The sequence below is a fragment of the Streptomyces niveiscabiei genome, from assembly GCF_033794345.1.
Taxonomy (GTDB): domain Bacteria; phylum Actinomycetota; class Actinomycetes; order Streptomycetales; family Streptomycetaceae; genus Streptomyces; species Streptomyces niveiscabiei.
The window spans coordinates 1-26,153 of record NZ_JARAYJ010000044.1 but is presented as its reverse complement, the minus strand read 5'-3'; the positions used below and the strand labels follow the sequence as shown (position 1 = coordinate 26,153).

Here is a 26,153-nt window from a genome sequence, read left to right as displayed (position 1 = left end):
CGCTTCGGTTGACAGCCCCGGACGACCGGGACGGCTGGTCCGGGGCCGGACGGTTGTGGTCGAAAACCGCGAGAGGGCGCACCTGAGGCGGTGCTCCGTACGCGGAGGCACTGTGCCAGCCCTGTGTCGGGACGGGTCCCGGCGGCCACCGGCTCGCCGGCCCCACTGGCATGCCCCTTGTGGGGAGGGGTCCCGCTACGGGTGCGGACACTGGTCAGCACGGCGGGCGCCTTCCGGGTAGTTCTCCGGAAGCAGAGCTCTCGAACCCGGGAGCCGTCGAACCCGAAGGCCACGAACCGAGGAGACCAGCGATGCCCCTCTCCGTCAGCCTCGCGCGCGGTGTGCCACCCACCGCGCCCGGCACTCTGCACGCCCGTACGGTCACCGGCGAGCTCAGCGCCCCGCCCCGCCAGGGGCTGACGGTCCGCTTCGGGCGCGGTGAGGAGCCGGACGTGGACCTGGGGGTCGGCGTGGACGACCTGCGGGTGAGCCGACGGCACGGCGAGCTGACGTACCGTCAGGGACGGTGGTGGCTGCGCAACACCGGGCAGCAGCTCGTCCGGCTGCCCCGCGGCCTGATGGTGCACCTCGCCACCGAGCCGGTCCCGCTCGCCACCGGCTACACCCCGCTGTTCGTGAAGGGCTCCGGCTACCGTGAGCACCTGGTCGAGCTGTACGTGACGGGGCACGACGACCAGGGGCCGGTGTCGCGGCGGCGCGCCGAGACCGTACGACCGCGGACGTGGCCGCTGGACGACGACGAGCGGCTGCTGCTGGTGGTCCTGGGGCAGCGGTATCTGCTGTACGAGGAGGACCCCCGCCCCCTGACCTACCGTCAGGCCGCCGAGCGGCTCGCCCACCTGCGCCCGGAGGGCAGGTGGAACGAGCGCAGGATCGAGTTCCGCGTCGAGGCCGTACGCCGCCGGCTGCACGGCACCGGCTTCACGTACCCGCTGCTGCACGACAAGGCCGAGGGCCGCCCCGCCGACAACAGGCTGCTGCACAATCTGATCAGAGGGCTCGTGGAGTCGACGACCCTCGTACCGCCGGACCTGGACCTGATGGAGGACGACGAGGTCTAGCCGCCCTTCTCGGAACCTCTCCCCGTGTTCACGCGTGCATGCGCCTGATGAAGGCTCCGGGTGGACGCTGCGTACGGCTCACGGGACGCAGTAGGTTCGTCCCATACGCACGGCCGTGGGCCGTGGCCGTGCGCGATCCGGACTCGACCGAGGGGGAAGATTCCGTGCGCTGCGGGGAGGAGTTCGCCGGCCGCTATGTCCTCAAGGAGGTCATCGGCGCGGGACGGGGCGGTGATGTGTGGCTCGCGCACGACACGGTGGTGGGCCAGGACGTCGCGCTCAAACCGGAGCGGGCGGACGGCGGGAGCGAGACCGCGGTGCGGCGGCTGCTGGGCGAGCCGCGCGCCATGGCCAAGTTCCGCGGCCACCCCCATGTCGTGACGCTGTTCGACGTGGTGACCGTGGCGAAGGACGGGCCCGGCTCGCGGACGTACTGGTTCGTCATGGAGTACGTCCCCGGCGGCGGCCTGGACCGGCAGCCGGCCCTCTCCCCCGAGCGGGCGGCCCGTATCGGCGCCGAACTCGCCGACGCGCTGGCCGCCCTGCACGAGGCGGGCATCGTGCACTGCGACGTCAAGCCCGCCAACATCGGCCTCACCCGGCACGGGGCCGCGAAGTTGCTGGACTTCGGCGCCGCCTACCGGGTCGGCGGCAGCGAGACCATCACGGTCAACGGCCCGTACGGCTTCACCCCGGACTACGCCGCACCGGAACTGGCCCGGGGCAACGTCCCCCGGCCGGCCTCGGACGTGTTCTGCCTCGCCGCCACCCTGTACGCGCTGGTCACCGGAGCACCGCCGCGCGGTGGCGCATCCGGCGACGCCCGCGCGGGGACGGGGAAGGACGGCGAGGAGGCCGAGCGTCTGCGGTACTGGAAGGCCGAGCAGGGCGTCGTCGAGCTGGACGCCGCCGCGGTGGGGCCGCTTTACCCCGTGCTCACCTCCATGCTGCACCGCGCCCCCCGCCAACGCCCCGGCGCCGCCGAGGCCGGACGGCTCCTGGCGGACATCGCCGGGTCCGGGCCGAAGCCGCCTGGGGACACGGACACCACCGACACCGCCCCTGCGCGCCGACGGTGGCGCCGGCCGGTGATCGGCGCAGCCGCAGGCACCGCCGTCCTGGGCCTGGCTCTCGCCGTCGTCCCCGGCGGCGATGGAGATGACGCGCACCGCGCCTCCGGAAGCCGGGGCCGGCCCACAGTGGCCGCGAACGGCGAACCGCGGTCCCGGATCGGGGACCCGCGCACCGCGGACCTGTGCGCGCTGACCGACCTTGCCGCGCTCGACCGGTTCGGCGAGCCCGAACTGGACGCGGACGCCGGGAACTTCGACCGCTGCACCGTGCTCGTCCGCTCCGAGGACGATCCCCGCGTCGACGTGTCGGTCCGCCTTCGCACGGGCTCGCCGCCCGAGGCGTCGCAACCCGCCAGAACCGTCGGGAAGATCCGCATCATGGAGGAGCCGGCGCGGAGCGACGCGTGCAACCGGCTGCTGGTGCCGCCCGGCACCGAGGTCGACGGCACCCTCGTCGAGGTCCGCGCCAAGACCGAAGGCTCGCTGGCCGATGGCGCCGCGGCGCTGTGCGAGGCCGCCGACACGGCAGCCTGCGGCGCGGCCGAGGTCCTGGACCAGGGCCGGCTTCCGCGCCGCTCCCCCGCCTACCCCGCCGCCTCCCTGGCCTGGAAGAACGCCTGTGAACTGCTTGACGCGAAGGCGCTGTCCGCCGTTCCCGGCCTGAAGACCGACGCGCCGCAAGCCGGCGTCGCCGACTGGGACTGCGAGTGGTCCAGCGACGTCGACGACCTGGAGACGACGATCGCGTTCCACCGCGACCAGCCCAAGTCCGCGGCGGACGGCGCCCCCCTCCGGCTCAGCGGCTACGACGCCGTCGTCGTGCCGGAGGGCAACGGCGACGACACCTGCACGGTCTTCACCGAGTACCGCCGCTACGGCGGCCGGGACGCCGAGACGTACGCCGAGATGGTGCGCCTGTACGTCCGCGGGCAGCGCGCCGTGGACGAACTCTGCGACATGGCCACAGACCTCGCCGCTTCCGCCGCCGCCGAACTCCGGACGCGATGACACCGGGGCTGTGCCTCCATCAGCTCCGTGGAGGGGCGTCCGGCCGGCGGTCACGGGTCCGCGATGTCTAGGGTGACCTTCGACAGGGGGCAGCTCACGCACGTCAGGACATAGCCGTCCGCTTGCTGCTGTGGTGTGAGGCAGTTCGGCTCGTTGTGCGTGACGTCTCCGCTGCGCAGTCGCACCATGCAGTCGCCGCAGTTCCCGACCGTGCAGGAGTACGGCATCGGCAGGCCTGCGGCGAGTCCCGCGTCGAGCAGTGTCTGGCCGGGCTCGACCACCGCCGTGCCGACGGCGTGCCCGTCCTCCTCGACGGTCATCTCCCGAGGCGCCGTCACCGTGGTCCCGGTGCCCGCTCCGCTGGCGAAGCGTTCCCGGTGCACCCGTTCGGCCGGGACTCCCAGCCCGGCCAGGACGTCCTGGACGGCGTCCATCAGCGGTTCGGGGCCGCAGGTGTAGTAGTGAGCGTCCCTGGCCGGGGCCAGGCCGGTGATCCAGCGGCGTATGCCGTCCGCGTCGAGCCGCCCGTCGCGGCGGGTCAGGACGTGGGTGACGGAGAGCCGGCCGGGATGGTCCTTCGCCAGCCGGGTCAGCTCGTCGGCGAAGATGATCTCGTCCGTGCTGCGGCTGCTGTAGAGCAGCGCGATCCGGTCGCGGCCCGGCCGGTCGGCGAGCCGGGCGCGGATCATGCTCATCATCGGTGTCACGCCGCTGCCCGCCGCGACGAGCACGATCTGGTCCGGGGGCTGTGTCCCGGTGTGGAAGGACCCCGACGGGCCGCGCACCGCGAGGCGGTCCCCGGCCCGCAGACTCCGGTGTACGTGGGTGGAGAACCGGCCGCCGTCGATGTGTTTGACGGTGACCTCCAGCCGAGCCGCCCCGGGTGCCGACGAGGCCGAATAGGCCCGTCGTACCGGGCGTCCGTCGATGTCGGCGACAAGGGTGAAGAACTGGCCGGGCCGGAAGTCGAACGGCCCCGGGGTGCGGCCGGCGTCTTCGAGTACGAGGGTGACCGCGGTCGGTGTCTCTCTGCGCACCTCGGTGACGCGCACCTCCCGCAGCGGGTTCCCCGTCCCCGCGTCCTTCGTCCCGCCGTCGTCGGCAGGACCTCGGCGGTCGTCGGCAGGACGTCGGCGCGGGAAGCCACGGCGCCGCCTTTCCCTGCCGGGCCCGACGTCCTCGTAGCCCTCCTTCCGCAGCCCTGAGCGGTAGAGACGGTTCGTCGCCAGCCGCAGCAGCCGGGGCACCCCCGGGATCGCCCCGGCGAGCTTCAGCAGGAAGGCAGGTGGACCGTTCTCGGCGTTGGCCGCACCGATGGCGAGATGTTCTCCCGCGAGCGCCAGCAGATCCGGCGCCGTGCTCCGGTCGAGGCGCGCGCCGGGGGTCCATAGCCGTGCGCGGGCCACGGCGTCGTTGCCGGTCACCTCGGCGTGCTCGACGTCGATGAGCAGCGCCAGGTGCGGAGGCGTCCCGCGCAGCGCCATCGTCTCCAGCAGCGCGGGATCGTCGGTGATCGCGCCGCGACCGCGGACATGCAGTACACCGCTGCGGCCCGGTACGAGCGCGGCGAACGAGAGCCTGTCGTCCCGCAGCAGGTTGTGGAGCGTGTCGGCGCGTTTGTTGCCCTTGCGGTCCGGGATGACGAGCGTGCGGCTGTCCAGGATCCGCGCCACCGTCCGCCGGTCCCCGCGGGGACTCGTGTCGCTTCCACCGGACGAGTCCCACGTGGACAGCGCGAGGAAGGGTGCCGCGGCCAGGAACTCGACGACGCCGGGTCGGCGCAGGGGGCCGTTCCCCGCGATCTCGGTGGTCGGCCCGGCCGGGGCGGGCGGCTGCCACAGGCGGGACCGGAGGACGGCCTGGGCGCAGTGCACGTACGCCTCCTCGATGTCGACGGTCGTCTCCGCGCCCTTCCGCGCGGCCACCGAACCGTTGACGCGCAGGATCTCCCCGACGCCCGGCAGGAGGAAGAAGAGCGAGACCGGACCGTGCGGGTCGCCGGCCCCGGGCAGGGAGAACGAGATCTGTGTGGGCGAGTGGACGTGTGCGAACCCCGGTATGCCGCCGATGAAGGTCGTTCTGCTGGTGCCGTCCGCGTCCCGGTAGCCGAGGGCCGCGATCGGGCACAGGGCGAGGACGGTCCGACAGCCCTCGTCGAGGGCACCGATCTGCTTGAGCATGACCGCCGGTGCCGGGCGGCCGACGGTGGCCTCGACCTGGTCCGCCGTCGTCAGCCGGCCCAGGGTGCTCACCTGGTTTTCTTGCCGCACGAGGATTCCTCTCAGCCGGGGGCCGACCGGCCCAGGCGCCAGTAGCCGAAGAACGAGATGTCCCGCTTGGGCATGTCACGGTCGTTGACCAGATGCCGCCGCACCGTCGTGGCCAGCCGGGACTCGCCCGCGACCCAGGTGTAGAGGCGGCCGGACGGCAGCGACGCGCGGCGCACCGCGTCCAGCGCGAGGGTGCCGGGCCGCAGGTCTTCGTCGTCGCGGCTGAACCAGTGGACGCGGACGCCGGCGGGCGTCTCGACGGACCGGATGTCGGCCGCGACCGCCACTTCCAGGTAGACCTCCGTGGCCAACGAGGGCGGTGTTGCATCGAGGATCGACAGGATGGCGGGCAGCGCGGTCTCGTCGCCGACCAGCAGCTGACCCTCCGCGTGTTCCGGCAGCCGGTACATGGTGCCGATGTCGAAGATCCCCGCCGGGTCGCCCGGCTCGGCCCGGCGCACCCAGGACGACAGGGGCGAGTCACCATGCATGGCGAACTCGATGTCGATCTCGTCGTCCGCGGGCCGCGCGCGCCGGATCGTCAGGTTGCGGACCCACGGGCGCACCGACTTCGGCAGCAGCATCAGCTGGGCGATCCATGCCTCGTTCGAGACGGTCGGCATCCGCAGCGCGGTCTGGCCCTCGCGGGGGAAGAACAGGCGAACCGCCTGGTCGTTGCCGGCGACGACCAGGTCCCGTAGGGCCGGGCCGCCCAGGGTGACGCTCGCGAAGCCCGGGGTGAGGAACTCACGGCGGCGCACCTCCGCCGTGATCATCGTGCGTGACTCGGGCAGGTACACCTTGGGCATCACAGCCTGCCCCCTGCATCCGATACGGCCTTGTTTTCGCAGGTCATGGCACTATTGTGAGTAATAGCTCAGCTCTTTGGCTACTCGCTTTCCGCGCCTTGAGGAGGCCACCGGATGCCGTCGGCCGACCGCCGTCTCCAGCCACGTCGCACGCCCCGTCAGGTGCGCGCGGAACTCACCCGCGACCGCATCCTCACCGCGGCTGCTCACGTTTTCGCCGAGCACGGCTACGCCGCGGGCACCACCAACCGCATCGCCGAGCGCGCCCGTGTCTCGATCGGCTCGCTCTACCAGTACTTCCCGAACAAGGACGCCATCCTCGCCGAGCTGATGGTGCGGCACATCGACCGCGGCAGATGGACGCAGGCCGACCACCTCGATCTGTCCGCCGGGAGTTTGGAGGCGACGGTCCGAGCACTGGTCCGCGATGCGATCGACAACCATCGCGATGATCCGCAGCTGCTGCGGATCATGTTCGAGGAGGCGGCGGTCTCGCGGGAACTGCTCGACACGATCGCCCGGCACGAGAGGAAGCGTGTCGAGCAGGTGCGCGACCTCCTCGCCCGCCACCCCGACGTCCACGTGCAGGACCTCGACGCCGCGGCCGGGTTGATCGTGTTCACCGTGGAGACGAACACGCACAAGCTCATGGCCTACCCGCGGAGCTCCCCGGTCGAGACGTTCGAGAACGAACTGGTGGCCATGGTCACTCGCTATCTGCGCGGCGATCAGTAGCCGGTCACGCGCAGTGCCGACGTGGTCAGATCCTGCTTCGTGCACGGCGACACGGTGGGCGCGAGGCGGAGGGGGCGAGCGCTCGTCGTCGACGCGAACGTCGGCTGCGGGCCGGTGAGTTGACGTGTCCGTCGTGCGGGGCCGCGCTCGCGCTGCGGGGTCACGGTCGGCGGCGGGAGATCCGTGGTGATCCCGGGGCCCTGCCGTTCGCGCGTCCTGCGCAAGGACCGCGTCCACGAGCTCGAACGGCACAACCGTCGTCACCCTGCGGAGGCACCGGGGGCTCCTCGGACACGAGCTGTCCTGGGCGGCTGCCTGTACCGACGAGTTCCGTCGTCCTCCGTCGGAAATCCGTCAACTGGCCTGCGCGACCCGCGAAGACGCCCACCAGTCCTCAGCGGAACGCGGCGGCATTGCGGGTGGCCCAGTCGGCGAAGGGGCGCGGGGCGCGGCCCAGGACCCGCTGGACGTCTGGGCTGACGCGCACCTCGGCCGGGCTCGGGGAACCGAGGATGTCCAGCGTGTCGTCCGCGAGCTCCGCCGGCATGCTCTGGGCCATGGCGGCCTTGGCCTCGTCGCGGGTCAGCTCGTGGAACGTGAGGGGCGAGCCGAGCGCGGCGGCTATGGCCTGCGTCTGCTGGCGCGGGGTGATCACCTCCGGGCCGGTCAGCTCGTACGCGGCGCCGGTGTGCCGGTCGTCCAGCAGGCAGGCTGCCGCGACCGCGGCGATGTCCGCCGGGTCGATGACCGGCACCCCGACGTCCCCGAAGGGCGCGGCGACGACGCGCTGCGCGCGGACCGACTCGGCCCACCACAGGGCGTTGGAGGCGAAGCCGCCCGGCCTCAGGATGGCCCAGTCCGTGCCGGACTCGCGCAGGGCGTCCTCCAGCGCCAGCATCGCGATCCGCGTCGTACCGAAGGGCCTGGTCACCACTCCGAGTGTGGAGAGCAGGACGATGCGGCGGACCCCACCGGCCGCGGCTTGGCCGATGATGTCGGCGGGGTTGGCCTCGGCCGCGTGCAGGTCGCCGGACAGCAGGAGGAACAGCGACTTCGCACCGGCCAGCACGGGCCTCAGGCCGGCCGGCTCAGCGAGGTCGGCCACCACGTGCCGAACGCCCTCCGGCACCGCCGTCGCGTGCCGTGACACCGCCGTCACCTGCTCGCCCGCCTCGGCCAACGTCCGTGTCAACGGCCGCCCGATATTCCCGGTGGCCCCGGTCACCACGATCATGGTCGATCAACTCCTTCGCGTTCTCTGTGGTGTTCACGCTAGGAGGGTGCGCTATCTATTGGTAAGGGCATACCTTTAGGTAAGCTCATGACATGGTGGGAGGCGTGCAGCGCAGGCAGACCGGGACAGGCAAGCGGTATGACGTGTTTCACACCGACTGCCCTGCCAGCGGTGTGGTCGACCATGTGACCAGCAAGTGGGGCGTCTGGGTGCTGATCGCTCTGCGGAGCAACGACCTCCGGTTCTACGAGCTGCGCGAGAGCATCCACGGCATCAGCGAGAAGATGCTCGCCCAGACCCTGCGCGCGCTGGTCCAGGACGGCGTGGCCTGGCGTGAGGTCGAGCCGACGACGCCGCCCCAGGTCACCTACGGGCTGACCGAGTTCGGCCGGGACATCAGCGAACCGCTGACGGATCTACTCGACCGGATCACACGCCGAACGAACCGCATCCACCCTGGGTGACGCATTGGCCACGGCTACAGAACCGGGGTCCGCGTCAGGGACAATGTCCGCACGATGACGTCGACGCCCTCCGAACCCGCCCGAGCCGAGTACGCCCCCTTCGCCCATCTCACCGCGCCCAACGCGGCCCTCTACCGCCGGGTGATGCGCGTGTTCCTCGCGGCCAAGGAGCGCTTCGCGGTGCACCTGCGGCCCGAGGACGTGCACGCGGCGCTGGAGCCGGAACACCGTCCCGCCGACCAGGACACCGTAGTCAAGGCCCTCGACAGCCTCGTCGGCTGGGGCAATCTGCGGGCGGACCCGGACACGTCCCGGGTGACGGCGGTCGAGGACTTCTACCGCAAGCGCTTCATCTACCAGCTCACCCGGGCCGGCGAGGCCACCGAGCAGGCGCTGTCCGTGTACGACGAGGCGCTGGGGCGGCGCGGCGCACTCCAGGCGGTGGCCCTGCACGACATCGTCACGCAGCTGCGGGCCCTGCTGGTGCTCACCGGTGAGCCGGACCCGGCCAAGGCGCACCTGGCCCTGTCCGCGCTGACCGCCCGGTTCGAGGCGCTGGCGGAGAACGCGCGGGCGTTCATGGGGTCGTTGCAGCGCACGATCGACCTGCACGACGTGGACGTCGAGGTCTTCCTCGCCTACAAGGACCGGCTGATCCAGTACCTGGAACGCTTCATCCAGGACCTGATCACCCTGGGCGGCCGGATCGCCCTGCTCATCGGCGAGTTGGAGGAGCGGGGCCGGGTCGACGCGCTGCTGCGCCTGGCGGCGGCGCGGGAGGCGGCCGACGCCGCTCCGGACGAGGCCGAGAGCGCCGAGGCCGGGGCGTACGGGCTGTGGTCGGCGAAGTGGTCGGGGCTCGCCGCCTGGTTCGTGTCGGCGGACGGCCGCGAGTCGCAGGCGAGGCTGCTGCGGGGCCGCGCCCTCGGGGCGATCCCGCAACTCCTGGCGGTGGTGCGGCAGTTGAACGAGCGGCGGGCCGGGCGCTCGGACCGCTCGGCGGACTTCCGCGCGCTGGCCCGCTGGTTCGCCGAGGCCCCCGACGACGAGGCGCGCCACCGGCTGTGGCGGGCCGCGTTCGGCCTGTACCCGGCACGTCACCTGACCGTGGACGCCGCCACCCTCGACCGGCGCGCGGCCCGCCCGGTGGCCGCGTCCACCCCGTGGGCCGAGGCCGAACCGCTGCGTATCAGCCCGCAGTTGCGCCGCACCGGCAGCTACGAGCGGCGCGGCAAGGCCCGCCGGGTGCAGGACCGCTCCGAGCAGCGGCGCCACCTCGCCGAGATCGCCGCGCAGCAGACGCGGGAGATCGCGGCGGCCCGCGCCCGCCTCGCGACGAACGGCGTCACCCGGCTGTCCGCGCTCGGCGAACTGGACCCGCTCGCCTTCCGCCTCTTCCTCCAACTGCTGGGCGACGCGCTGGCCACCTGGCGGCCCGGCACGACGACGACCGTGGCGACCAGCAACGACGGCACGATGGAGATCCGGCTCGCCGCCCTGTCCGACGGGACGACGGCCGAGATACGCACGCCCGGCGGTGTCTTCCGCGGCCCGGACCACACCGTCGAGATCACCCCTGTGGAAGGGCGCCCGTGACCACACCGCTGGGCGAGGTGCTGGAGAACCGGCGCACCGCCGAGTTCCACAAGGCCGCCCGTGCCCTGCTCAAGGAGCCGCTGCTGCTCGCGCACGGCCCGCACGCCGACGAGTTCCGGCTGGTGCGCCGGCACGCCGCCGACCTGCGCGACTGGTTCGACCGCAACACCGGCTGGCCGCTGCGGGTGGACGCGGAGGCGGCCCGGCTGAGCCGGACACCCGGCACCCTGACCGACCCGACGCATCCGGCGCGCGAGGCGTCCCGTGCCCGTGTCCCCTTCACCCGGCGCCGCTATGTGCTGCTGTGCCTGGCGCTGGCCGCGCTGGAGCGGGGCGAGGCGCAGATCGCGCTGGGCCGGCTCGCGGAACAGGTGGTCCTGGACGCCGCCGATCCCCACCTGGCCGCCGCCGGTATCGCGTTCACGCTGGAGCGCCGCGACGAACGCCTCGACCTGGCGGCGGTGGTCCGCCTGCTCCTGCGCCACGGGGTGCTGCGGCGGGTCGCCGGGGACGAGGACGCCTACGTCAGCGGGGCGGGCGACGTGCTCTACGACGTCCAGCGCCGCGTCCTGGCCGGTCTGCTCGCCGCCCGGCGCGGCCCGTCCCTGATCGGCGCCGACGGTTTCGAGGACCGGCTGGCCGAGCTGACCGCCGAGAGCGCCCTGGACAGCGACGAACTGCGCTTCCGTGCCGTCCGCCAGCGCCTGACCCGGCGTCTGCTGGACGACCCGGTGCTGTACTACGCCGGTCTCACCGACGAGGAGCTGGCCTACCTGACCCGTCAGCGGGCCTTCATCGCCGCCCGGATCACCGAACTGACCGGCCTGGTCGCCGAGGTGCGGGCGGAGGGGATCGCCATGGTCGACCCGCTGGACGACCTGACCGACGTCCGGATGCCCGAGCAGGGCACCCACGGCCATGTCACCCTGCTGCTCGCCGAGCACCTGGCGGCCTCGGACGGCGCGGTGAGCCGGGCCGAGTTGGAGCGCCGGGTGGCGGAACTGGCGGTCGAGCACGGCGGGTTCTGGTCCAAGAGTGCCCGGCAGCCGGGCGCGGAGGGCGAGTTGGTGGAGCTGGCGCTGGCCAAGCTGACCGCGCTCGGTCTGGTCGCCCTCGTCCCCGGGGGCGCCGCCCCGCTGCCGGCGCTGGCCCGGTACGCGGTCGGCGAGACCGTCGTCAAGGAATCCCCACGAAAGGCGCAGCGACCGTGACCGCCCTGCCCTCCCCCGCGCCCGGCCGGTGGCGGCCGTTGCGCATCGGCCTGGTGGACCTCTTCTACTACGACACCGAGGAGTTCTGGTTCCGCGACGGGCGGCTGCTGCTGCGCGGCAACAACGGCACCGGCAAGTCGAAGGTCCTGGCGCTGACCCTGCCGTTCCTGCTGGACGGCGATCTGTCCGCGCGGCGGGTGGAGCCCGACGCGGACCCGGGCAAGCGTATGGAGTGGAACCTGCTGCTGGGCGGGCAGCATCCGCACCCCGAGCGGCTCGGCTACACCTGGATCGAGTTCGGCCGCCGTGACGAGACCGACGGGCAAGAGCACTTCCTCACCCTCGCCTGCGGCCTCAAGGCGGTGGAGGGGCGCGGTATCGCCCGCCACTGGTACGCCGTCACCGACCAGCGGATCGGCGCGGACCTGAGCCTGCTGGACGCGACCGGCACGGCGCTGTCGCGCGACCGGCTCGCGGAGGCGCTCGCCGGGCACGGCATGGTGTACGACACGGCGACGGCGTACCGCAGGGCGGTGGACGAGGCCCTCTTCGGGCTGGGTGAGCGGCGGTACGCGGCGCTGGTGGACCTGCTGGTGCAGTTGCGTCAGCCGCAGTTGTCGAAGCGGCCCAACGAGGCGGCGCTGTCGCGTGCCCTCACCGAGGCGCTGCCGCCGATGGACCAGGCGGTGATCGCCGATGTCGCCGAGGCGTTCCGCTCCCTGGACGAGGAGAAGGAGGAGCTGCGGGCGGCCGGCGAGGCCGAACGGGCGGCCTCCGCGTTCCTGGAGCACTACCGCCGTTACGCCCGGGTCGCCGCCCGCCGCCGCGCCCGGCTGCCCCGTCACGAGCACGCCCGCTACGAGCAGTTGGGCCGCGATCTCGCCCAGGCCCAGAGCGACCGGGCGGGGGCCGAGGAGGAGCGGGAGCTGATCGCCGGGCGGATCGCGGACCTGGAGGAGAGCGCCACCCGCCTCACGGCGCAGGACGCCGCGCTGCGCGAGGGCCCCGAGATGCGCAGTGCCCGGGAGCTGGAGCAGGCGGCGGCCGAGGCCCGCCGTACGGCCGGTGAGCTGCGGCGCGCCGAGGGGGACCGGGAGCAGGCGGCCCAGGCGCACACGCGGGCGCTGGGCCGCTTCGAGACCGCCGGACGGCGGCTGGCGGCGGCCGGACAGCAGGTCGCGGACACGCTCGCCCGGGCGCGGGAGGCGGCCTCGGCCGCCCGCCTCGACGGCGAGGTGCGCACCGAGGGCGCGCCGGAGCCCGAACTGCGGCGCGCGGCCGAGGAGCCGGTGGCGCGCAGGCGGCGCACCCTCGACCACGTGGAGGAGCTGGCGGCGCGTGCCGAGGAGGCGGCGGCCGAGCGGCGCGCCGCCGCCCGCCGCCTGGACGAGGCCCAGACCGAGGCCGGACACACCGCCGCACGCCAGGCCGAGGCGGAGTCGGCCGCGACCGACGCGGGCCGGGAGCTGGTCGCCTCGGTCCGTGAACACCTGGATGTGTGCGAGGAGTTGACGCCCGCTGACCCGGCGGGCCTGCTGGACGCTCTCCAGGACTGGGTCACGCACCTGCGCGGCCCCTCCCCCGCACGCGTGCACACCGCCGACGCCCATCGCGCGCGGGCCGCACGCCTGGCCGACGCGGCGGCCTCGCTCGGGCAGCGGCTGGCCGGCCTGGAGGCCCGGCGCGCCGAGGCCGAGCGGGAGCTGGGCGACCTGGAGGCGGGCGGCCAGCGCGGACCCGCGGCGCCGCACACCCGTACCCCCGGTGTGCGCGACCAGGCGCCGGGCGCTCCGCTGTGGCGTCTCGTCGACTTCCACGACCAGGTCGGTGCCGGTGAACGCGCGGGCCTGGAGGCGGCGTTGGAGGCGTCCGGGCTGCTGGACGCCTGGGTGTGCCCGGACGGTACCGCCCTCAGCGGGGACGGGCACGATGTGCTGGTGTCGCCGGGTGACCCGCTTCCCGGGAGCACGCTCGCCGAGGTGCTGCGTCCGGCCGTGGACCACGGCGACGCGCGGGCCGCTGAGGTCGGCGAGCCGACGGTGGCCCGGCTCCTGGCCGCCGTGGGGCTGGGCTCCGGCAGTGCGGGCGACACCTGGATCACGGCGGACGGCGGTTTCCGCGTCGGCGCCCTGCGGGGCAGTTGGTCGAAGGCGAGTGCCGCGTACGTCGGTGAGGGCGCCCGTGAGGAGGCGCGCCGGGCCCGGATCGCCGTCCTGCGCGAGGAACTCGGCGTCGTCGCGGGCCAGTTGGAGGCGGCGGAGGCGGAGCAGGCCGAGGTGGCCCGCAGTCGCCGGACCCTGGACGCCGAGCTGGCCGCCGTCCCCGACGACGCCGCCCTGCGTGACGCGCACGCGCTGGCCTCGGCCGCAGCGGATGCCGCCCACCGGGCCCGTGCCCGCCAGGACGAACGCGCCGGTGAGCTGGCCGAGGCGGCCGGCGCGGAGGCCGAGGCCGCCACCGAGCTCACCGACACGGCAGCCGCCGTGAACCTGCCCGCCGACCGGCCGGGACTGACGGCTGTGCGCCAGGCACTGGCCGACTACACCGCCGTCCTCGCCGCTCTGTGGCCCGCCCTGCGCGAGCGGGCCGACGCCGGACGCGCCGCCGACGAGGAGCGCGCCGAGGCCGGGCGTGCGGGCGACCGGGTGGCCGAACTGGCGCTGCGCGCCGAGGAGTCGGCCCGTCTCGCGACCGCCGCCGATGAACGGCACACCACGTTGCGGGCCACGGTCGGCACCGCCGTCGCCGAGCTGGAACGGCTTCTGGCCGCCACCGCCGAGGCGCTTACGGCGTGCGAGCGCGACCAGCGCCGTTCCCGCGAGGAACACGCGGCGGCCGGCCGCCGTGTCGGCCACGCCGAGGGCCGTATCGAGCAGTTGGCCAAGGACGTGCGCGAGGCCGCCGCCTCCCGTGCGGAGGCCATCGCGGCGCTCCAGCGGTTCGCGGGCACCGGTCTGCTGGCCGTCGCCCTGCCCGAGGCGGCCGTGCCCGCGTCGGACGGCGGGCCGTGGGCGGCGACCCCGGCGATCGCGCTGGCCCGGGCCGTCGAGGCGGACCTGTCGTCCACCGACGACTCCGACGGCGCCTGGGAGCGGGTGCAGAAGCGGCTGAGCGAGGAGTACAAGAAGCTCCAGGACGCCCTCTCGCGCGGCGGCCACACCGCCACCGCGACCATGGTGGAGGACGGCATGGTCGTCGACATCGTCTACCAGGGCCGCCGGCGGACGGTTCCCGAGCTGGCCGGGGCCCTCGCCGCGGAGGTGGCCGAGCTGGCGCGCATCCTGTCCGCGCACGAACGCGAGATCCTGGAGACCCACCTGCTGACCGAGGTCGCGGGGACCTTGCAGGAGCTGATCCAGGCGGCCGAGCGGCAGGTGGCGGCGATGAACGCCGAGCTGGAGGAGCGGCCCACGTCCACCGGCATGCGGCTGCGGCTGGTGTGGCGACCTTCGCGCAAGGCGCCGACCGGGCTTGAGCAGGCCCGTAAACGGCTGCGGCAGTCGGCGGACGCGTGGGCGCCCGAGGAGCGGGCGGCGGTCGGGGAGTTCCTCCAGGCCGAGATCGCCCGCCGGCAGAGCGACGACGCGGCGGGCGGCTGGCTGGAGGTGCTCACCGCAGCGCTCGACTACCGCTCCTGGCACGAGTTCGGTGTCGAGCGCGACCAGCACGGCAGGTGGGTCCCGGCCACCGGGCCCGCCTCCGGCGGCGAGCGTGTCCTCGCCATGTCCGTACCGCTGTTCGCCGCCGCCTCCTCGCACTACGCGACCGCCGCCCCCGACGCCCCGCGCCTGGTCACCCTGGACGAGGCGTTCGCGGGGGTGGACGACGACTCGCGCGCCAAGTGCCTGGGGCTGCTGCACGCCTTCGACCTGGACGTGGTGATGACGTCCGAACGCGAATGGGCCTGCTATCCGCAGGTCCCCGGCATCGCCATCGCCCAGCTGTCCCGTGTCGACGAGATCGCCGCGGTCCTGGTGACCCGCTGGGAGTGGGACGGCACCGAGCGGCTGCGGGGCGCCGAGCCGGAGCACCGGCTCGCGGCCGGTGGGGAGTCCGATGCCGACCAGGAGGTGCTGTGGGCGTGAGCGCTTGCGACGGCTGCGGCCCGCCGGGCGAGGGCGTCCCCGGCACCGGGTCGGAACACGGGCTCATGGTCGGCGGGCCCGCGGCGGTGGTGGGCATGGGCACCCCCGGCTCTCCCGGCCCGCATGTCGACCGCGACCGCCCCGGCCGGCTGCCGACCGCCCCCGGCCAGGAAGCGCGGTCCGTATGAGCACGCCCGGCCTCCCCGGCCCGCAGGTCGACCGCGACCGCCTCACCCGCCTGCTGGGCGACCCCGGTCTCGGCTGGCTGGTCGAGCGCGTGCGCCGCCGTCTGGAGCGGGACGAACCTCTCACCGGCCCGGTCACCCTGGCCGCCCCCAGCGCCGCCGAACGGGCCGCCGCCGAGCGCCTGCTGGGCCGTGCCCCGCGCGCCGCGGGTTCGCTGACCGTGCGTCTCGACGCGGTGGACGCCGTCCTGCGCCGCTCCGGCGTCAGCCCCGAGGGGCTCGCCCCGGCCGTGACCGCGCTCACCGGCCCCGTCCCGCGTCTCGCCGACGTCCGCGCCCAGGAGGCGAGCGCCTGGCAGGACGCGTACACCCCGCTCGACGCACTCCCGCCCCAACTCACCGGCTGGGCCGACCGGTTGCGCGGCGACGGCCTCGTACGCCGCCTCGCGCGCACCCCGCCCACCGCGAAGCACCTCCTCACCGACGCCGCGACAGCCCTGCGGGCACTGCCCGCCGACCCCGCCATGTCCCTCGCCGCCTTCGCCGCCGGCACACTCGGTGACGCCCACGCCCTCGACGACGGAACCCCGCTCGCCACCCTCGTCCTGTCCGGCGCCCGCGCCCTGACCGGCTTCCCGGACGGCACCGGAGCCGAGTGGCGCCGGGAGGCATGGGCATCGGCCGGCCTGCTGCGCGACGCCCTCTCCTCAACCGTCCTGACCGTGGGCCTGCGCGGCACACCCGCCCTCGACTGGCTGACCGACACGGGCGAACCAGCCGTCCTGACCCTGCGCCAGCTCACCCGCACCCCACCAAGGACCGCGCCCGCCATCGTCCACGTCTGCGAGAACCCGGCCGTCCTCGCCACCGCCGCCGACACCCACGGCCCGGCATGCCCACCCCTGGTCTGCCTCCAGGGCCAGCCCTCGGCCGCCGCCCTCACCCTGCTGCGCCACCTCCACACCCAGGGCTCCCGCCTCCGCTACCACGGCGACTTCGACTGGGGCGGCCTGCGCATCGCCCGCGCCCTGCTGAGCCACGTCCCCTTCAGCCCCTGGCACTACACCGCCGCCGACTACCGCACCGCAGCCGCCACCACTCCCCTGGCCCCACCCCTGACCGGCACCCCCACCACCGCCCCCTGGGACCCCGCCCTGGCCCCGGCCCTCACCGAACTCGGCCTGCGCATCGACGAGGAGACCGTCCTGGACGTCCTGCTGGCCGACCTCACGCCCTGAAACCGCGGGCGGCGATACCGACGGACGTCCCAGGGCCGGGGGCGTGCCGAGCACCCACCCCGCTTCCTGATCCGCCAAGTCCGTTCAGGACAGCGAAGTCATCGGCCGAGTCGCCCACCTCAGTTTCTGGTGCGGTCCGCGCGCACTCCTGACGCACCTGCACCGACGCCCTCGCCGACAGACCCTCATCAGCAGATCCGCGGCAGTTGCTCGCCAAGTGGCCTCTCGACCACGTGGCCCGGCGATCTCCTGCCCGTCGAACAGCCCCAGCACGGTGTGGGTGTTGCCGACGGCGATGGTGGGCGGTGTCCGCCTCTACGCTTCCGCGCGCAGGTCGAGGCCGATGTCCAGGATCGGGGCGGAGTGCGTGAGGGCTCCGACGGACAGGAAGTTCACGCCCGTCTCGGCGTACGCGCGGGCGGTGGCCAGGGTGAGCCGCCCGGAGGACTCCAGGAGGGCCCGGCCGGCGACGACGGTGACCGCCTCGGCGGTCTCGTCGGGCGTGAAGTTGTCCAGCAGGATCAGGTCCGCACCCGCGGCCAGCGCCTCCCGTACCTGGTGCAGGGTGTCGACCTCGACCTCGACCGGCACGTCCGGGAACTCCGCGCGGACCAGCGCGAACGCCCGGGCGACGCCACCGGCCGCGATCACGTGGTTGTCCTTGACCAGGGCGGCGTCCGAGAGCGACATCCGGTAGTTGGCGCCGCCGCCGCAGCGCACCGCGTACTTCTCCAGCGACCGCAGCCCCGGCGTGGTCTTGCGGGTGTCGCGCACCTGCGCCCTGGTGCCCTCGATCGCCAGCACCCACCTGTTGGTCGCGGTGGCGATGCCGGACAGCCGGCACAGCAGGTTCAACGCGCTGCGCTCGGCGGTCAGCAGGTCCCGGGTGCGGGCGGTGACCGTGAGCAGCCGCTGGCCGGCGGCCACCGACTCGCCGTCGGCCACGTGCCGCTCGACCGCGAAGTCGTCGCCGCACACCACCGACAGGACCGCCTCGGCCACCGGTAGCCCGGTCACCACACCGGCCTCGCGGGCGGTGAAGTCGCCCGTCGCGCGGGCGTCCTCGGGCACGGTGGCCACCGTGGTCACGTCGGCGCCCTGGTCGAGGTCCTCCTCGATGGCCAGGCGCGCGACGTCCTCGACCACCACGGGATCCAGCCCGGCGGCGGCCAGCAGCTCCGGGGTGGTCTCGGCTGCTGCTCCTTCGCGGTGAGCCGTGGTGGGGAGGAAGTCGGCGAAGCGGGGGGCGCCGGGCTCGTACGGCACGCGCGCGGCGCGCGCGGCGAAGCTGACGGCGTGGTACCACCCGCACAGCAGAAGCAGATCGAGCAGCTGGAGCTCGTCGAAGACCGGCACGAGCCGTGTCCACAGCGCGTCATCGATGTCGGAACGCTCGTGCAGCTCATCGACAGCGAGGATGAGCAGCCGTTCCCTCTCGGACGTCCAGCACGCGTCATCGGGGCCGCCGTGCACCAGGGATGCCGCCTGCTCCCGGGTGAGTCCGACCCGCTCGGCGAACGTCACCATGTGCACGCCCCACTCGTACTCGCAGCCGCACAGCGCGCACGTCCGGTCGATGACGATCTCGCGTTCCCGCATGGTCAGGGTCAGCTGCCTGCCCAACTCGTAGCGACCCCACCCGTGCATGGCGTCGGCCATGGGGATGTTTCTGGCGAACATCCGGAACAGCCCGATCGGCGGGGTCTCCCCGGGCATCATGCGCGCGAGCAGTGCGCCGGCCTGGTCGGTGTACGGCGGGTCCAGCAGGGCTATCCGCGACATCGCCTCTCCCGTCGAGTTCGTTTCGAAATCAGAAACGCCGACTGAATGCTAATGTTTCGAATAACGAAACGCAAGGACTAGGAGGCCGTATGCCGACACCGCGCCCAGGAACACCGGTTCGCGGATCGACGACCGGCCGTCCCCTCATGGCCGCGATGGACCTGCTCGGCCGTCGATGGGCACTGCGCATCCTCTGGGAACTGCGTGCGGGTCCACTCGGCGCCCGCGCGCTGCTGGCACGGTGCGAAGGGCTGTCGTCCAGCGTCCTCTACCAGCGGCTCCGTGAACTCACATCGAGCGGGATCATCTCCCCCTCAGCCGACGGCTACAAGCTCACTCAACTGGGGACAGCACTCGGGCACGCCCTCCGCCCGCTCGACAAATGGGCGACCACCTGGGCACAGGAGCAAGAACCCAACGATCAGGAGCCCACGGAGACGTGAAGGTCACGCCCGACCAGGTGGAGCGGTGATCTGACGGCCGCCGACTCGGGACACGGACCCACGCGGCCCGCGAAACCCCCCAGTCGCCGGCTCGTGAGCAGAGCACTCGCCGAACCGGTTGATGTGCTCGGCCAAGTACGGCGAGATGGAGGCCAGGTCCTCCGGTTCGATCGTCCAGCCCCCTTCCAGCCGCTGCCGGACGACCTCCGCGACACCCAGCCGTGCAGCGTGCCCGGGTTGATGCCGAGTTCCTCGGCGACCTCCCCGACCGGCTTCCCGGTCTCGACCACGATGCGCACCGCGCCCTCACGGAACTCGGCGTCGTACGGCGGCTTCTTCCTGGACCCCATGAATCCCAACTTCCCCTGCAATCACGGGCTCCACGCTACGAGGGGAGGGACACCTCCACTCACCCCACCGTCAGTCCACTCGTCTGGCAGGTCGTACGGCAACGTGGCCGTGAGCGATTCTTCGTCAAACAGGCAGCCGACCGCACGGCTTATCAACGAGAGATCCACGCGTACCAGAACCACATTCCCACCCTCGGCGCCGCCAGCGCACCCCGGCTGTACTCCACCTCCCACAGACTCCAGACGCTCATCACCACCGCAGTGCCCGGCACCCCTGTGGCCAGAGCACGCCTGGCCGCCACGACCCGGGTCGAGGTCTACCGGAAAGCCGGCTCCCTCCTCGCCCGATTGCACCACGCCAGACCCTCGTCTCCAGAGACCCGCGCCAACGCTCAGAAGTCACTCACGCACATCGCCGGAGCGGTCGCGCGCAGAGTCGACGGTGTTGAGGGGCTGTCGGTCCAGGATCGGCAGTCAGTGCTGAGTACCGCACAGGAACTGTGCCGTACTGAGCGGCTCCCGCTGGGATTCGTCCACGGCAACCCGCATGAATGGCACTGGGTGTGGTCCGAACAGAGCCAACTCGCGCTGGTCGACTTCGGCCGCTCAAGGTTCGCGCCTGTCATCGTGGACCTGGTCCCGTTCGCCTGCCGCTGGCTCGACGTTCCCGCGCTGAAGGCCGGCTTCTACCGCGGCTACGGCCGCCATCTCCTCCCCGAGGAGCGAAACGCGCTGAACTGCCTGGTCACTCTACACGCCGCCAACCGGCTGATCCATGGCACCGTCCATGGCGACGAACAGGTCACCACGTACGGGCGGCGACTCCTGGGGCGATGACGCGAGGAGCACGGGTGTAGCCGGCTCCCCCGAAATCTCTCCTCGCGTTCCACCTATCCAATGCCCGAATAGCCCGTTGCTCGGATCAGCAGCTCTTCGCCTGCTTGCACAGGTGGCGCCCTCACCTACTAGGGTTCTCGATCGCAACGCTTGAACGATGTCCGAACAAGCGAACGCAGGGCGGCGGGAAGGGTTCACGGGGATGGGTTACACGATTCCGGGTTGGCTGGACGAGGTTCTGGACTTCATCGGGATCAAGTTCCCGAACGTGGACGAGGACGACTACCGCGAGATGGCCACGGCCATGCGGGAGTTCGCGGAGAAGTTCGAGGGGCATGGCGGTGACGCGCATCTGGCGTTCGCGCGGATCCTGTCGTCGTCCGAGGGCTGGGCCGTGGACGCGATGGAGCGGCACTGGGGACAGGTCAAGGCCGGTCACCTGGAGAAACTCCCGGAGCTGGCGCGGCTGTTCGCGGACGCCTGCGACATCCTCGCGGACATCGTCTTCGGGATGAAGACGAAGGCGGAGGCCGAACTCGCCATCATGGCGGGCTCGGTGGGCCTGTCCATCGGGCTGGCGTGGGTGACGGGTGGTCTGTCGGCGGTGCTGGGCGCGGCCGAGATCGCGGCGATGCGGCAGGTGGTCAAGCGGATCGTGGACGAGGCGGTGGACCGGATCGTCGACGAGGTGATCGCGAAGGTCACGGAGCCGGTCAACGCGAAGCTGGAGGCGATGGTCGAGGACATGGTGCTCGACCTGGCGGAGGGCGCGTTCTCGATGCCCGACAGCGCGGGCGGGCATGGCGGGATGCAGATCGCCTCAGCCGGGGCCGGAGGCGGGACTGGCGGGGGCGGTGCGGAGAAGGCGACCCGGATCGACCACACCGAGTTCGAGGGCGGCGCGGGGAAAGTCGCGTGGCACGGCGGGGAGTTGAAGCTGGCGGCGTCCTCGCCGCTGGGCCGGGCCAGGGGCGCGTTCGGCCGGAGCAAGGGCCGCGACCCCTTCACGCAGGCGTTCGACAGCGTGCTGCACGGCGGCCTGAAGGGCACGGAGAAGGCCCTCGACAAGGTCGCCAAGCACATCACGGAGACCATCCCGGAGCGCACCCGGGCTGCTTCCCGGCTGCACAAGAACACCGACCTGGGCGTCGCCGACCGGGCCAGGAGCGTCGACGTCGGCAAACACGACGGCAAAAGGGGTGGTTCGGAGGGGCATGGCGGTATTCCTGCCTCCGGCCGCAAAGGCGGCGACGGCCTGAAGATCGACCAGGTGAAGCTCTCCCGCCAGTCCCATGCCCTCGACAACAGGGAATGGTGCGGCGACCCGATCGACATGGCCAGCGGCCAGATGATGCTCACACAGACCGACGCGGACCTGCCGGGCGTCCTGCCACTGACCCTGCGCCGCACCCACCTCAGCGACTACCGGGCGGGCCGCTTCTTCGGCCCGTCGTGGGCGTCCACCCTGGACGAACGGCTGGTCGACGACAAGAAGTCGGGCGGCATCTGGTGGTACCGCGAGGACGGCTCGGTCCTGGTCTATCCCCGCCGCCCGGATCTCCCGGGCGACCGGGTCCTCCCCGTCGTCGGCACCCCCCTGCCCCTGACCTACGTCACGCACGGCACCTCGTACGTCCTGACCGTGGAGAATCCTTTCACCGGTCTGACCCGCCACTTCGAACCCGCCACAACGGCCTCGAACACCTGGTGGCTGGCAGCGATCGAGGACCGCAACGACAACACCATCTCCGTCGAGCGAGACGAGAACGACGCTCCGCTCGCGGTGACCCACACAGGCGGCTACCGCCTGCGGATCACCACCGCCACCACGGCCGACCAGATCCGAATAACCGCCCTACACGCCCTCACCGAAGACGCCCCCACCGCCCTGCGCACGTTCGCCTACGACGAGACCAGCGCCGACCTCACCGAGGTCCGCAACGCCGTCGACGCCCCGCTGCACCTCACCTACGACGGCGAACACCGGATCACCGGCTGGCACGACTCCAACGGCACGACGTTCACGTACGAGTACGACGGACAGGGCCGGGTAACCGCCACCCGGGGCACCGACGGCATCCTCAACTCGACCATCGCGTACACGGGTCCGGACGAAAGCGGCATCACCACCGCCACCTACACCGACTCCCTCGGCCACGCCACCCGCTACCACGCCAACCCGCACGGCCAGATCATCGCGATCACCGACCCGCTCGGCAACACCACCACCCAGACCTGGGACAACCGCGACCACCTCCTCACCCGTACCGACCCCCTCGGCCGCACCACCCGCTGGGAATGGACCGGCGGAGACCTGACCCAGGTCACCGAGCCCGGCGGGGCAGGGACCCGTATCACGTACAACGATCTGCACCTGCCGGTGGAACTGACCGGCCCCGACGGCGCACGTGTCCTCCAACGCTTCGACTCCCGCGGAAACCGCACCGCCCTCGTCAACGCGGACGGGGCAACCTACACGTTCACTCACGACGCGGCGGGCGCCGTAACGCAAGTGACCGACCCGCTCGGCGCGACAACGACCGTACAAAGGAACCCCGCCGGCCTGCCCACCGAGATCCGCGACCCTCGGCAGTCGACGAGCGCTGCCCGTTACGACGCCTTGGGACGCGCCGTCGAACTCACCGACCCGCTCGGCCACGCCACCAAGCTGGTCTGGGACGCCGAAGGGCGTCTGGTCCAGCGCACCGCCGCCGATGGCAGCACCGAGCAGTGGGCCTGGGACGGCGAGGGCAACTGCACCAGCCACCGCGACCCCCTCGGTGCCCACACCCTCTTCTCCTACGGCCCCTTCGACCTGCCGCTGTCGCGGACCGCTCCGGACGGCACAGGACACCGCTTCCACCACGACACCGAACAACGCCTCACCCAGGTCACCAACTCCCTCGGACAGACATGGAGTTACGTCTACGACCCGGTCGGCCGCCTGGTAGCCGAGACCGACTTCGACGGCCGCACCAGCCACTACGCCTACGACGCGGCGGGCCAGCCCACGACCCGTACGAACGCGGCGGGCGAGACCCTCACCTACACCTTCGACGAGGCCGGCCGCCTGACCGGCAAGACAGCTCCCGGTATCCGTACCTCCTACACCTACGACGCCGCCTCGCGTCTGACCCGCGCCACCACCCAGGACACCGTCCTGGAGTTCACCTACGACACCGTCGGCCGCCTGACCGCCCAGACCGTGGACGGCACCGCGCTCCACCTCACCTATGACAGCACCGGCCGACGCCGGACCCGGACCACCCCGTCAGGAGCGGTCACCACCTGGGAGCACGGCACCGCCGACCCGGTCCGCATGACGGTGTCCGGACGGACTGTCGACTTCACACACAACCCGGCGGGACGTGAACTCGTCCGCACCATCGACCAGTTCACGACCGTGACGAGCAGCTACGGCGTCTCGGGCCTGCTCACCGGCCAGACCGTCACCACCGGCAGTGACCAATGGCTGATCCAGCGCAGGACGTACGCACATCGCGCGGACGGTCACCTCACCAGTGTCGAGGACCTGCATACCGGTCTCCGGCAGTTCGACCTGGACCCGGCGGGACGCGTCACCGCCGTCCACGGCACGCACTGGAACGAGAGCTACGGCTACGACGCGGCGGGCAACCAGACCACCGCGTCCTGGCCTACCGGGCACCCCGGGCAGGACGCGACCGGCCCGCGCGCCTACGACGGAACCCGCATCACCCAGGCCGGGCGCGTCCGCTACGAGCACGACGCCCTGGGACGGATCGTCCTGCGCCAGAAGACCCGCCTGTCCCGGAAACCCGACACCTGGCGTTACGAGTGGAACGCCGAGGACCAGCTCGTCGCCGTCACCACCCCCGACGGCGCCCTCTGGCGCTACACCTACGACGCGCTCGGCCGACGGACCGCAAAACTCCGCATGGCCGCCGACGGCACGACCGTCCTCGAACGCACTACCTTCACCTGGGACGGCGCCACCCTCTGCGAGCAGACCACCCGCACCCAGGACTCCGCCGAACAGCTCACCCTCACCTGGGACCACGACGGCCGCACCCCGATCACCCAGACCGAGACCAAAGCACTCGCCCACGCTCCCCAAGACGTCATCGACCAGCGGTTCTTCGCGATCGTCACCGACCAGATCGGAACCCCGACCGAGCTCATCGACGAGACCGGCACGTTGGCCTGGCGCACCCGGGCCACGCTCTGGGGCACCACCACCTGGAACAAGGACGCCACCGCCTACACCCCCCTACGGTTCCCGGGCCAGTACTACGACCCCGAAACCGGACTGCACTACAACTACCACCGCCACTACGACCCGGAATCCGCCCGCTACCTCACACCGGACCCCCTGGGCCTGCTGCCCGCCCCCAACCCCCTCACCTACGTCGACAACCCGCACTCCCTGAGCGACCCTCTGGGCCTCACGCCGTGCGACGAGGGCGACGTCACCTGGGGAGACCGAGTCCAGTACGGCGCGCTCGGGCCGCACAACCGGGCCACCTCCATGCACGCCACCATCACCGGCGACATGCTCGGCGGCAAGACCAACCCCAGCGTGGACCCCGCCGGATGGGCCTCAGGCCAGGGATACAACCGCGCGCACCTGCTCGCCGCGATGATCGGCGGCTCCAACAAGGACCCGCGGAACTTCGTCACCATGCACAGCTACGCCAACTCACCCGTCATGCGGCAGGTCGAACTCCAGATCCGCAACGCGGTGAAGAACGACAACGAGATCATCCAGTACAGCGTGACCCCCATCTACGCCGACCACCATGCGAAGATCCCCCTCGGCGTGACCATCGAGGCCCACGGCAGCAACGGCTTCCAGATGCACCCGCACGGCAGCGACGCCGGCGGAACCAATATCTTCACCATCTGGAACCGCAAACGGTGAAGAAAGGACCTTTTCCCCGATGACCCCCGACCTGACCCGCCTCGCTGAACTACTCCCCCGTCCCCACACCACCGGCCAGAGCCCGGACTGGAACACCGCAGAAACCACCCTGCCTTCGGACTATAAAGAACTCATCGACACCTACGGCGCGGGACTCATCGACAACTACCTGCTACTCCTTGAACCCGGCTGTTCCAACGACGTCTACGACCAGCTCAAGATCTCCGCGGAACGGGAAGAGGCCAACGCCTCCCTGTGGCAGTACGACGACAAGCCCGCCGAGATGGAGATCGAAGGCAACCGCCTCGTCTGCTGGGCGACCACCGACAACGGGGAGTACCTGTACTGGCTCGTCCAGCCCGGCGACGACCCCGACAGCCGCCCCCTCCTTATCAACAGCGACTCCGAGTGGGAGCGGTACGACATGACCGTCACCCGCTTCCTCGCCTCCGTCCTGGCCGGGGACATCACCTCCGAGGTCCTCTGGAGCCAGTTCCCTCAGGCCCAGCACGAGTTCCGCCCGGCCCGGGAGCTGTAGGCACATGACTCCATGGCGTCACGACGTCAGTGCCTCGGCGTCGACGCGGGAGAACACCAGGTCGGTCATCTCCGTGACTGGTTCTCGCCAGCGGGTTGCCGATGCGGGGTGGCGTAGGGCTGGTGGGTAGCTGGCTGCGTCGTAGTCGTTGGTGACGCGGTAGGGGTGGAATCCGTGGTCGCGCAAGGGGTTGAGGATCTCGTCGACGGTCTGGCCTTGCTTGGCCAGCAGCCTCGGCGTCACCTCGACGAGCAGTTCGGCGTCGTCCCGGAGGTGGCCCAGCACGGGCAGCAGTCCGCGTACGGCACCGGCT

Annotated in this window: 18 protein-coding genes and 3 pseudogenes; 13 read left to right on the top strand and 8 right to left on the bottom strand. The window is 72.2% G+C overall.

Going from position 1 to position 26,153, the window contains the following annotated elements:
- Nucleotides 1-311: 311 nt before the first annotated feature.
- The gene (locus tag PV682_RS37845; protein ID WP_319736372.1) at nucleotides 312-1,082 is read left to right on the top strand and encodes an FHA domain-containing protein; all 771 of its coding nucleotides are present in this window, start codon (nucleotides 312-314) and stop codon (nucleotides 1,080-1,082) included.
- A 164-nt stretch (nucleotides 1,083-1,246) separates the two neighbouring features.
- Entirely contained in the window at nucleotides 1,247-3,163 is a 1,917-nt protein-coding gene (locus PV682_RS37840; protein WP_319736364.1) for a serine/threonine-protein kinase, read from the top strand.
- A 50-nt stretch (nucleotides 3,164-3,213) separates the two neighbouring features.
- Here the strand turns inward: PV682_RS37840 and PV682_RS37835 are convergent, their stop codons facing one another.
- Together PV682_RS37835 and PV682_RS37830 are read right to left on the bottom strand one after the other, a co-directional pair.
- Nucleotides 3,214-5,415 carry a 2Fe-2S iron-sulfur cluster-binding protein gene (locus tag PV682_RS37835; protein ID WP_319736360.1) on the bottom strand — a complete coding sequence of 734 codons (2,202 nt, stop codon included), beginning with the start codon at nucleotides 5,413-5,415 and terminating at the stop codon, nucleotides 3,214-3,216.
- A gap of 29 nt (nucleotides 5,416-5,444) precedes the next feature.
- Nucleotides 5,445-6,242 (bottom strand): siderophore-interacting protein, encoded by a 798-nt coding sequence (locus PV682_RS37830; RefSeq protein ID WP_319736352.1) that lies wholly within the window; start codon nucleotides 6,240-6,242, stop codon nucleotides 5,445-5,447.
- A 114-nt stretch (nucleotides 6,243-6,356) separates the two neighbouring features.
- Here PV682_RS37830 and PV682_RS37825 point away from each other — a divergent pair, with 114 nt between their 5' ends.
- Nucleotides 6,357-6,977: a TetR/AcrR family transcriptional regulator gene (locus PV682_RS37825; protein ID WP_319736348.1), complete on the top strand. Its 621-nt coding sequence runs from the start codon at nucleotides 6,357-6,359 to the stop codon at nucleotides 6,975-6,977.
- Here PV682_RS37825 and PV682_RS37820 read toward each other — a convergent pair.
- A complete protein-coding gene (locus PV682_RS37820) occupies nucleotides 6,971-7,201 on the bottom strand; it encodes a hypothetical protein (RefSeq protein WP_319736342.1) in 231 nt (76 codons plus the stop codon). The genes PV682_RS37825 and PV682_RS37820 overlap by 7 nt on opposite strands.
- Before the next feature lie 170 nt (nucleotides 7,202-7,371).
- A complete protein-coding gene (locus PV682_RS37815; RefSeq protein WP_319736338.1) occupies nucleotides 7,372-8,211 on the bottom strand; it encodes an SDR family oxidoreductase in 840 nt (279 codons plus the stop codon).
- A gap of 92 nt (nucleotides 8,212-8,303) precedes the next feature.
- Between PV682_RS37815 and PV682_RS37810 the strand changes: the two genes are divergently transcribed.
- From PV682_RS37810 to PV682_RS37785, 6 genes are read left to right on the top strand one after another with little or no spacing between them, the layout of a single operon-like run.
- The gene (locus PV682_RS37810; RefSeq protein WP_319736335.1) at nucleotides 8,304-8,675 is read left to right on the top strand and encodes a winged helix-turn-helix transcriptional regulator; all 372 of its coding nucleotides are present in this window, start codon (nucleotides 8,304-8,306) and stop codon (nucleotides 8,673-8,675) included.
- 54 nt (nucleotides 8,676-8,729) lie between these two features.
- Nucleotides 8,730-10,271 (top strand): TIGR02677 family protein, encoded by a 1,542-nt coding sequence (locus PV682_RS37805; RefSeq protein WP_319736333.1) that lies wholly within the window; start codon nucleotides 8,730-8,732, stop codon nucleotides 10,269-10,271.
- Nucleotides 10,268-11,482, top strand: a complete 1,215-nt coding sequence (locus PV682_RS37800; RefSeq protein ID WP_319736327.1) for a TIGR02678 family protein — start codon at nucleotides 10,268-10,270, stop codon at nucleotides 11,480-11,482. Before PV682_RS37805 ends, PV682_RS37800 begins: the two co-directional genes overlap by 4 nt.
- A complete protein-coding gene (locus tag PV682_RS37795; RefSeq protein WP_319736325.1) occupies nucleotides 11,479-15,567 on the top strand; it encodes a TIGR02680 family protein in 4,089 nt (1,362 codons plus the stop codon). Before PV682_RS37800 ends, PV682_RS37795 begins: the two co-directional genes overlap by 4 nt.
- On the top strand, nucleotides 15,564-15,755 hold the full coding sequence (locus PV682_RS37790; protein WP_319736323.1) for a hypothetical protein: 192 nt from the start codon (nucleotides 15,564-15,566) through the stop codon (nucleotides 15,753-15,755). Before PV682_RS37795 ends, PV682_RS37790 begins: the two co-directional genes overlap by 4 nt.
- Nucleotides 15,752-16,990 (top strand): TIGR02679 family protein, encoded by a 1,239-nt coding sequence (locus PV682_RS37785; RefSeq protein ID WP_319736322.1) that lies wholly within the window; start codon nucleotides 15,752-15,754, stop codon nucleotides 16,988-16,990. Before PV682_RS37790 ends, PV682_RS37785 begins: the two co-directional genes overlap by 4 nt.
- A gap of 315 nt (nucleotides 16,991-17,305) precedes the next feature.
- Here the strand turns inward: PV682_RS37785 and nadC are convergent.
- A pseudogene (gene nadC / locus PV682_RS37780) lies at nucleotides 17,306-18,169 on the bottom strand (carboxylating nicotinate-nucleotide diphosphorylase); the annotation flags it as partial.
- A gap of 264 nt (nucleotides 18,170-18,433) precedes the next feature.
- Nucleotides 18,434-18,589, bottom strand: a pseudogene (locus tag PV682_RS37775) (carboxymuconolactone decarboxylase family protein); the annotation flags it as partial.
- Nucleotides 18,590-18,918: 329 nt separating this feature from the next.
- Between PV682_RS37775 and PV682_RS37770 the strand changes: the two are divergent.
- The gene (locus PV682_RS37770) at nucleotides 18,919-19,215 is read left to right on the top strand and encodes a winged helix-turn-helix transcriptional regulator (RefSeq protein ID WP_319736626.1); all 297 of its coding nucleotides are present in this window, start codon (nucleotides 18,919-18,921) and stop codon (nucleotides 19,213-19,215) included.
- On the opposite strand, the gene PV682_RS37765 is transcribed toward PV682_RS37770, so the two are convergent.
- Complete coding sequence (locus tag PV682_RS37765) at nucleotides 19,194-19,565, bottom strand: transposase (protein WP_319736320.1); 372 nt, start codon at nucleotides 19,563-19,565, stop codon at nucleotides 19,194-19,196. The two genes, PV682_RS37770 and PV682_RS37765, sit on opposite strands and share 22 nt — an antisense overlap.
- A gap of 15 nt (nucleotides 19,566-19,580) precedes the next feature.
- On the opposite strand from PV682_RS37765, the gene PV682_RS37760 reads away from it, so the two are divergent.
- From PV682_RS37760 to PV682_RS37750, 3 genes are all read left to right on the top strand, one after another.
- Entirely contained in the window at nucleotides 19,581-20,402 is an 822-nt protein-coding gene (locus PV682_RS37760) for an aminoglycoside phosphotransferase family protein (protein ID WP_319736618.1), read from the top strand.
- Between the two features lie 202 nt (nucleotides 20,403-20,604).
- Nucleotides 20,605-25,302, top strand: coding sequence for a DUF6531 domain-containing protein (locus PV682_RS37755; protein WP_319736315.1), 4,698 nt, complete (start codon nucleotides 20,605-20,607; stop codon nucleotides 25,300-25,302).
- A 19-nt stretch (nucleotides 25,303-25,321) separates the two neighbouring features.
- Nucleotides 25,322-25,840: an SMI1/KNR4 family protein gene (locus PV682_RS37750; protein WP_319736314.1), complete on the top strand. Its 519-nt coding sequence runs from the start codon at nucleotides 25,322-25,324 to the stop codon at nucleotides 25,838-25,840.
- Between the two features lie 18 nt (nucleotides 25,841-25,858).
- On the opposite strand, the pseudogene PV682_RS37745 reads toward PV682_RS37750, so the two are convergent.
- Nucleotides 25,859-26,153: pseudogene (locus PV682_RS37745) on the bottom strand (FkbM family methyltransferase); the annotation flags it as partial.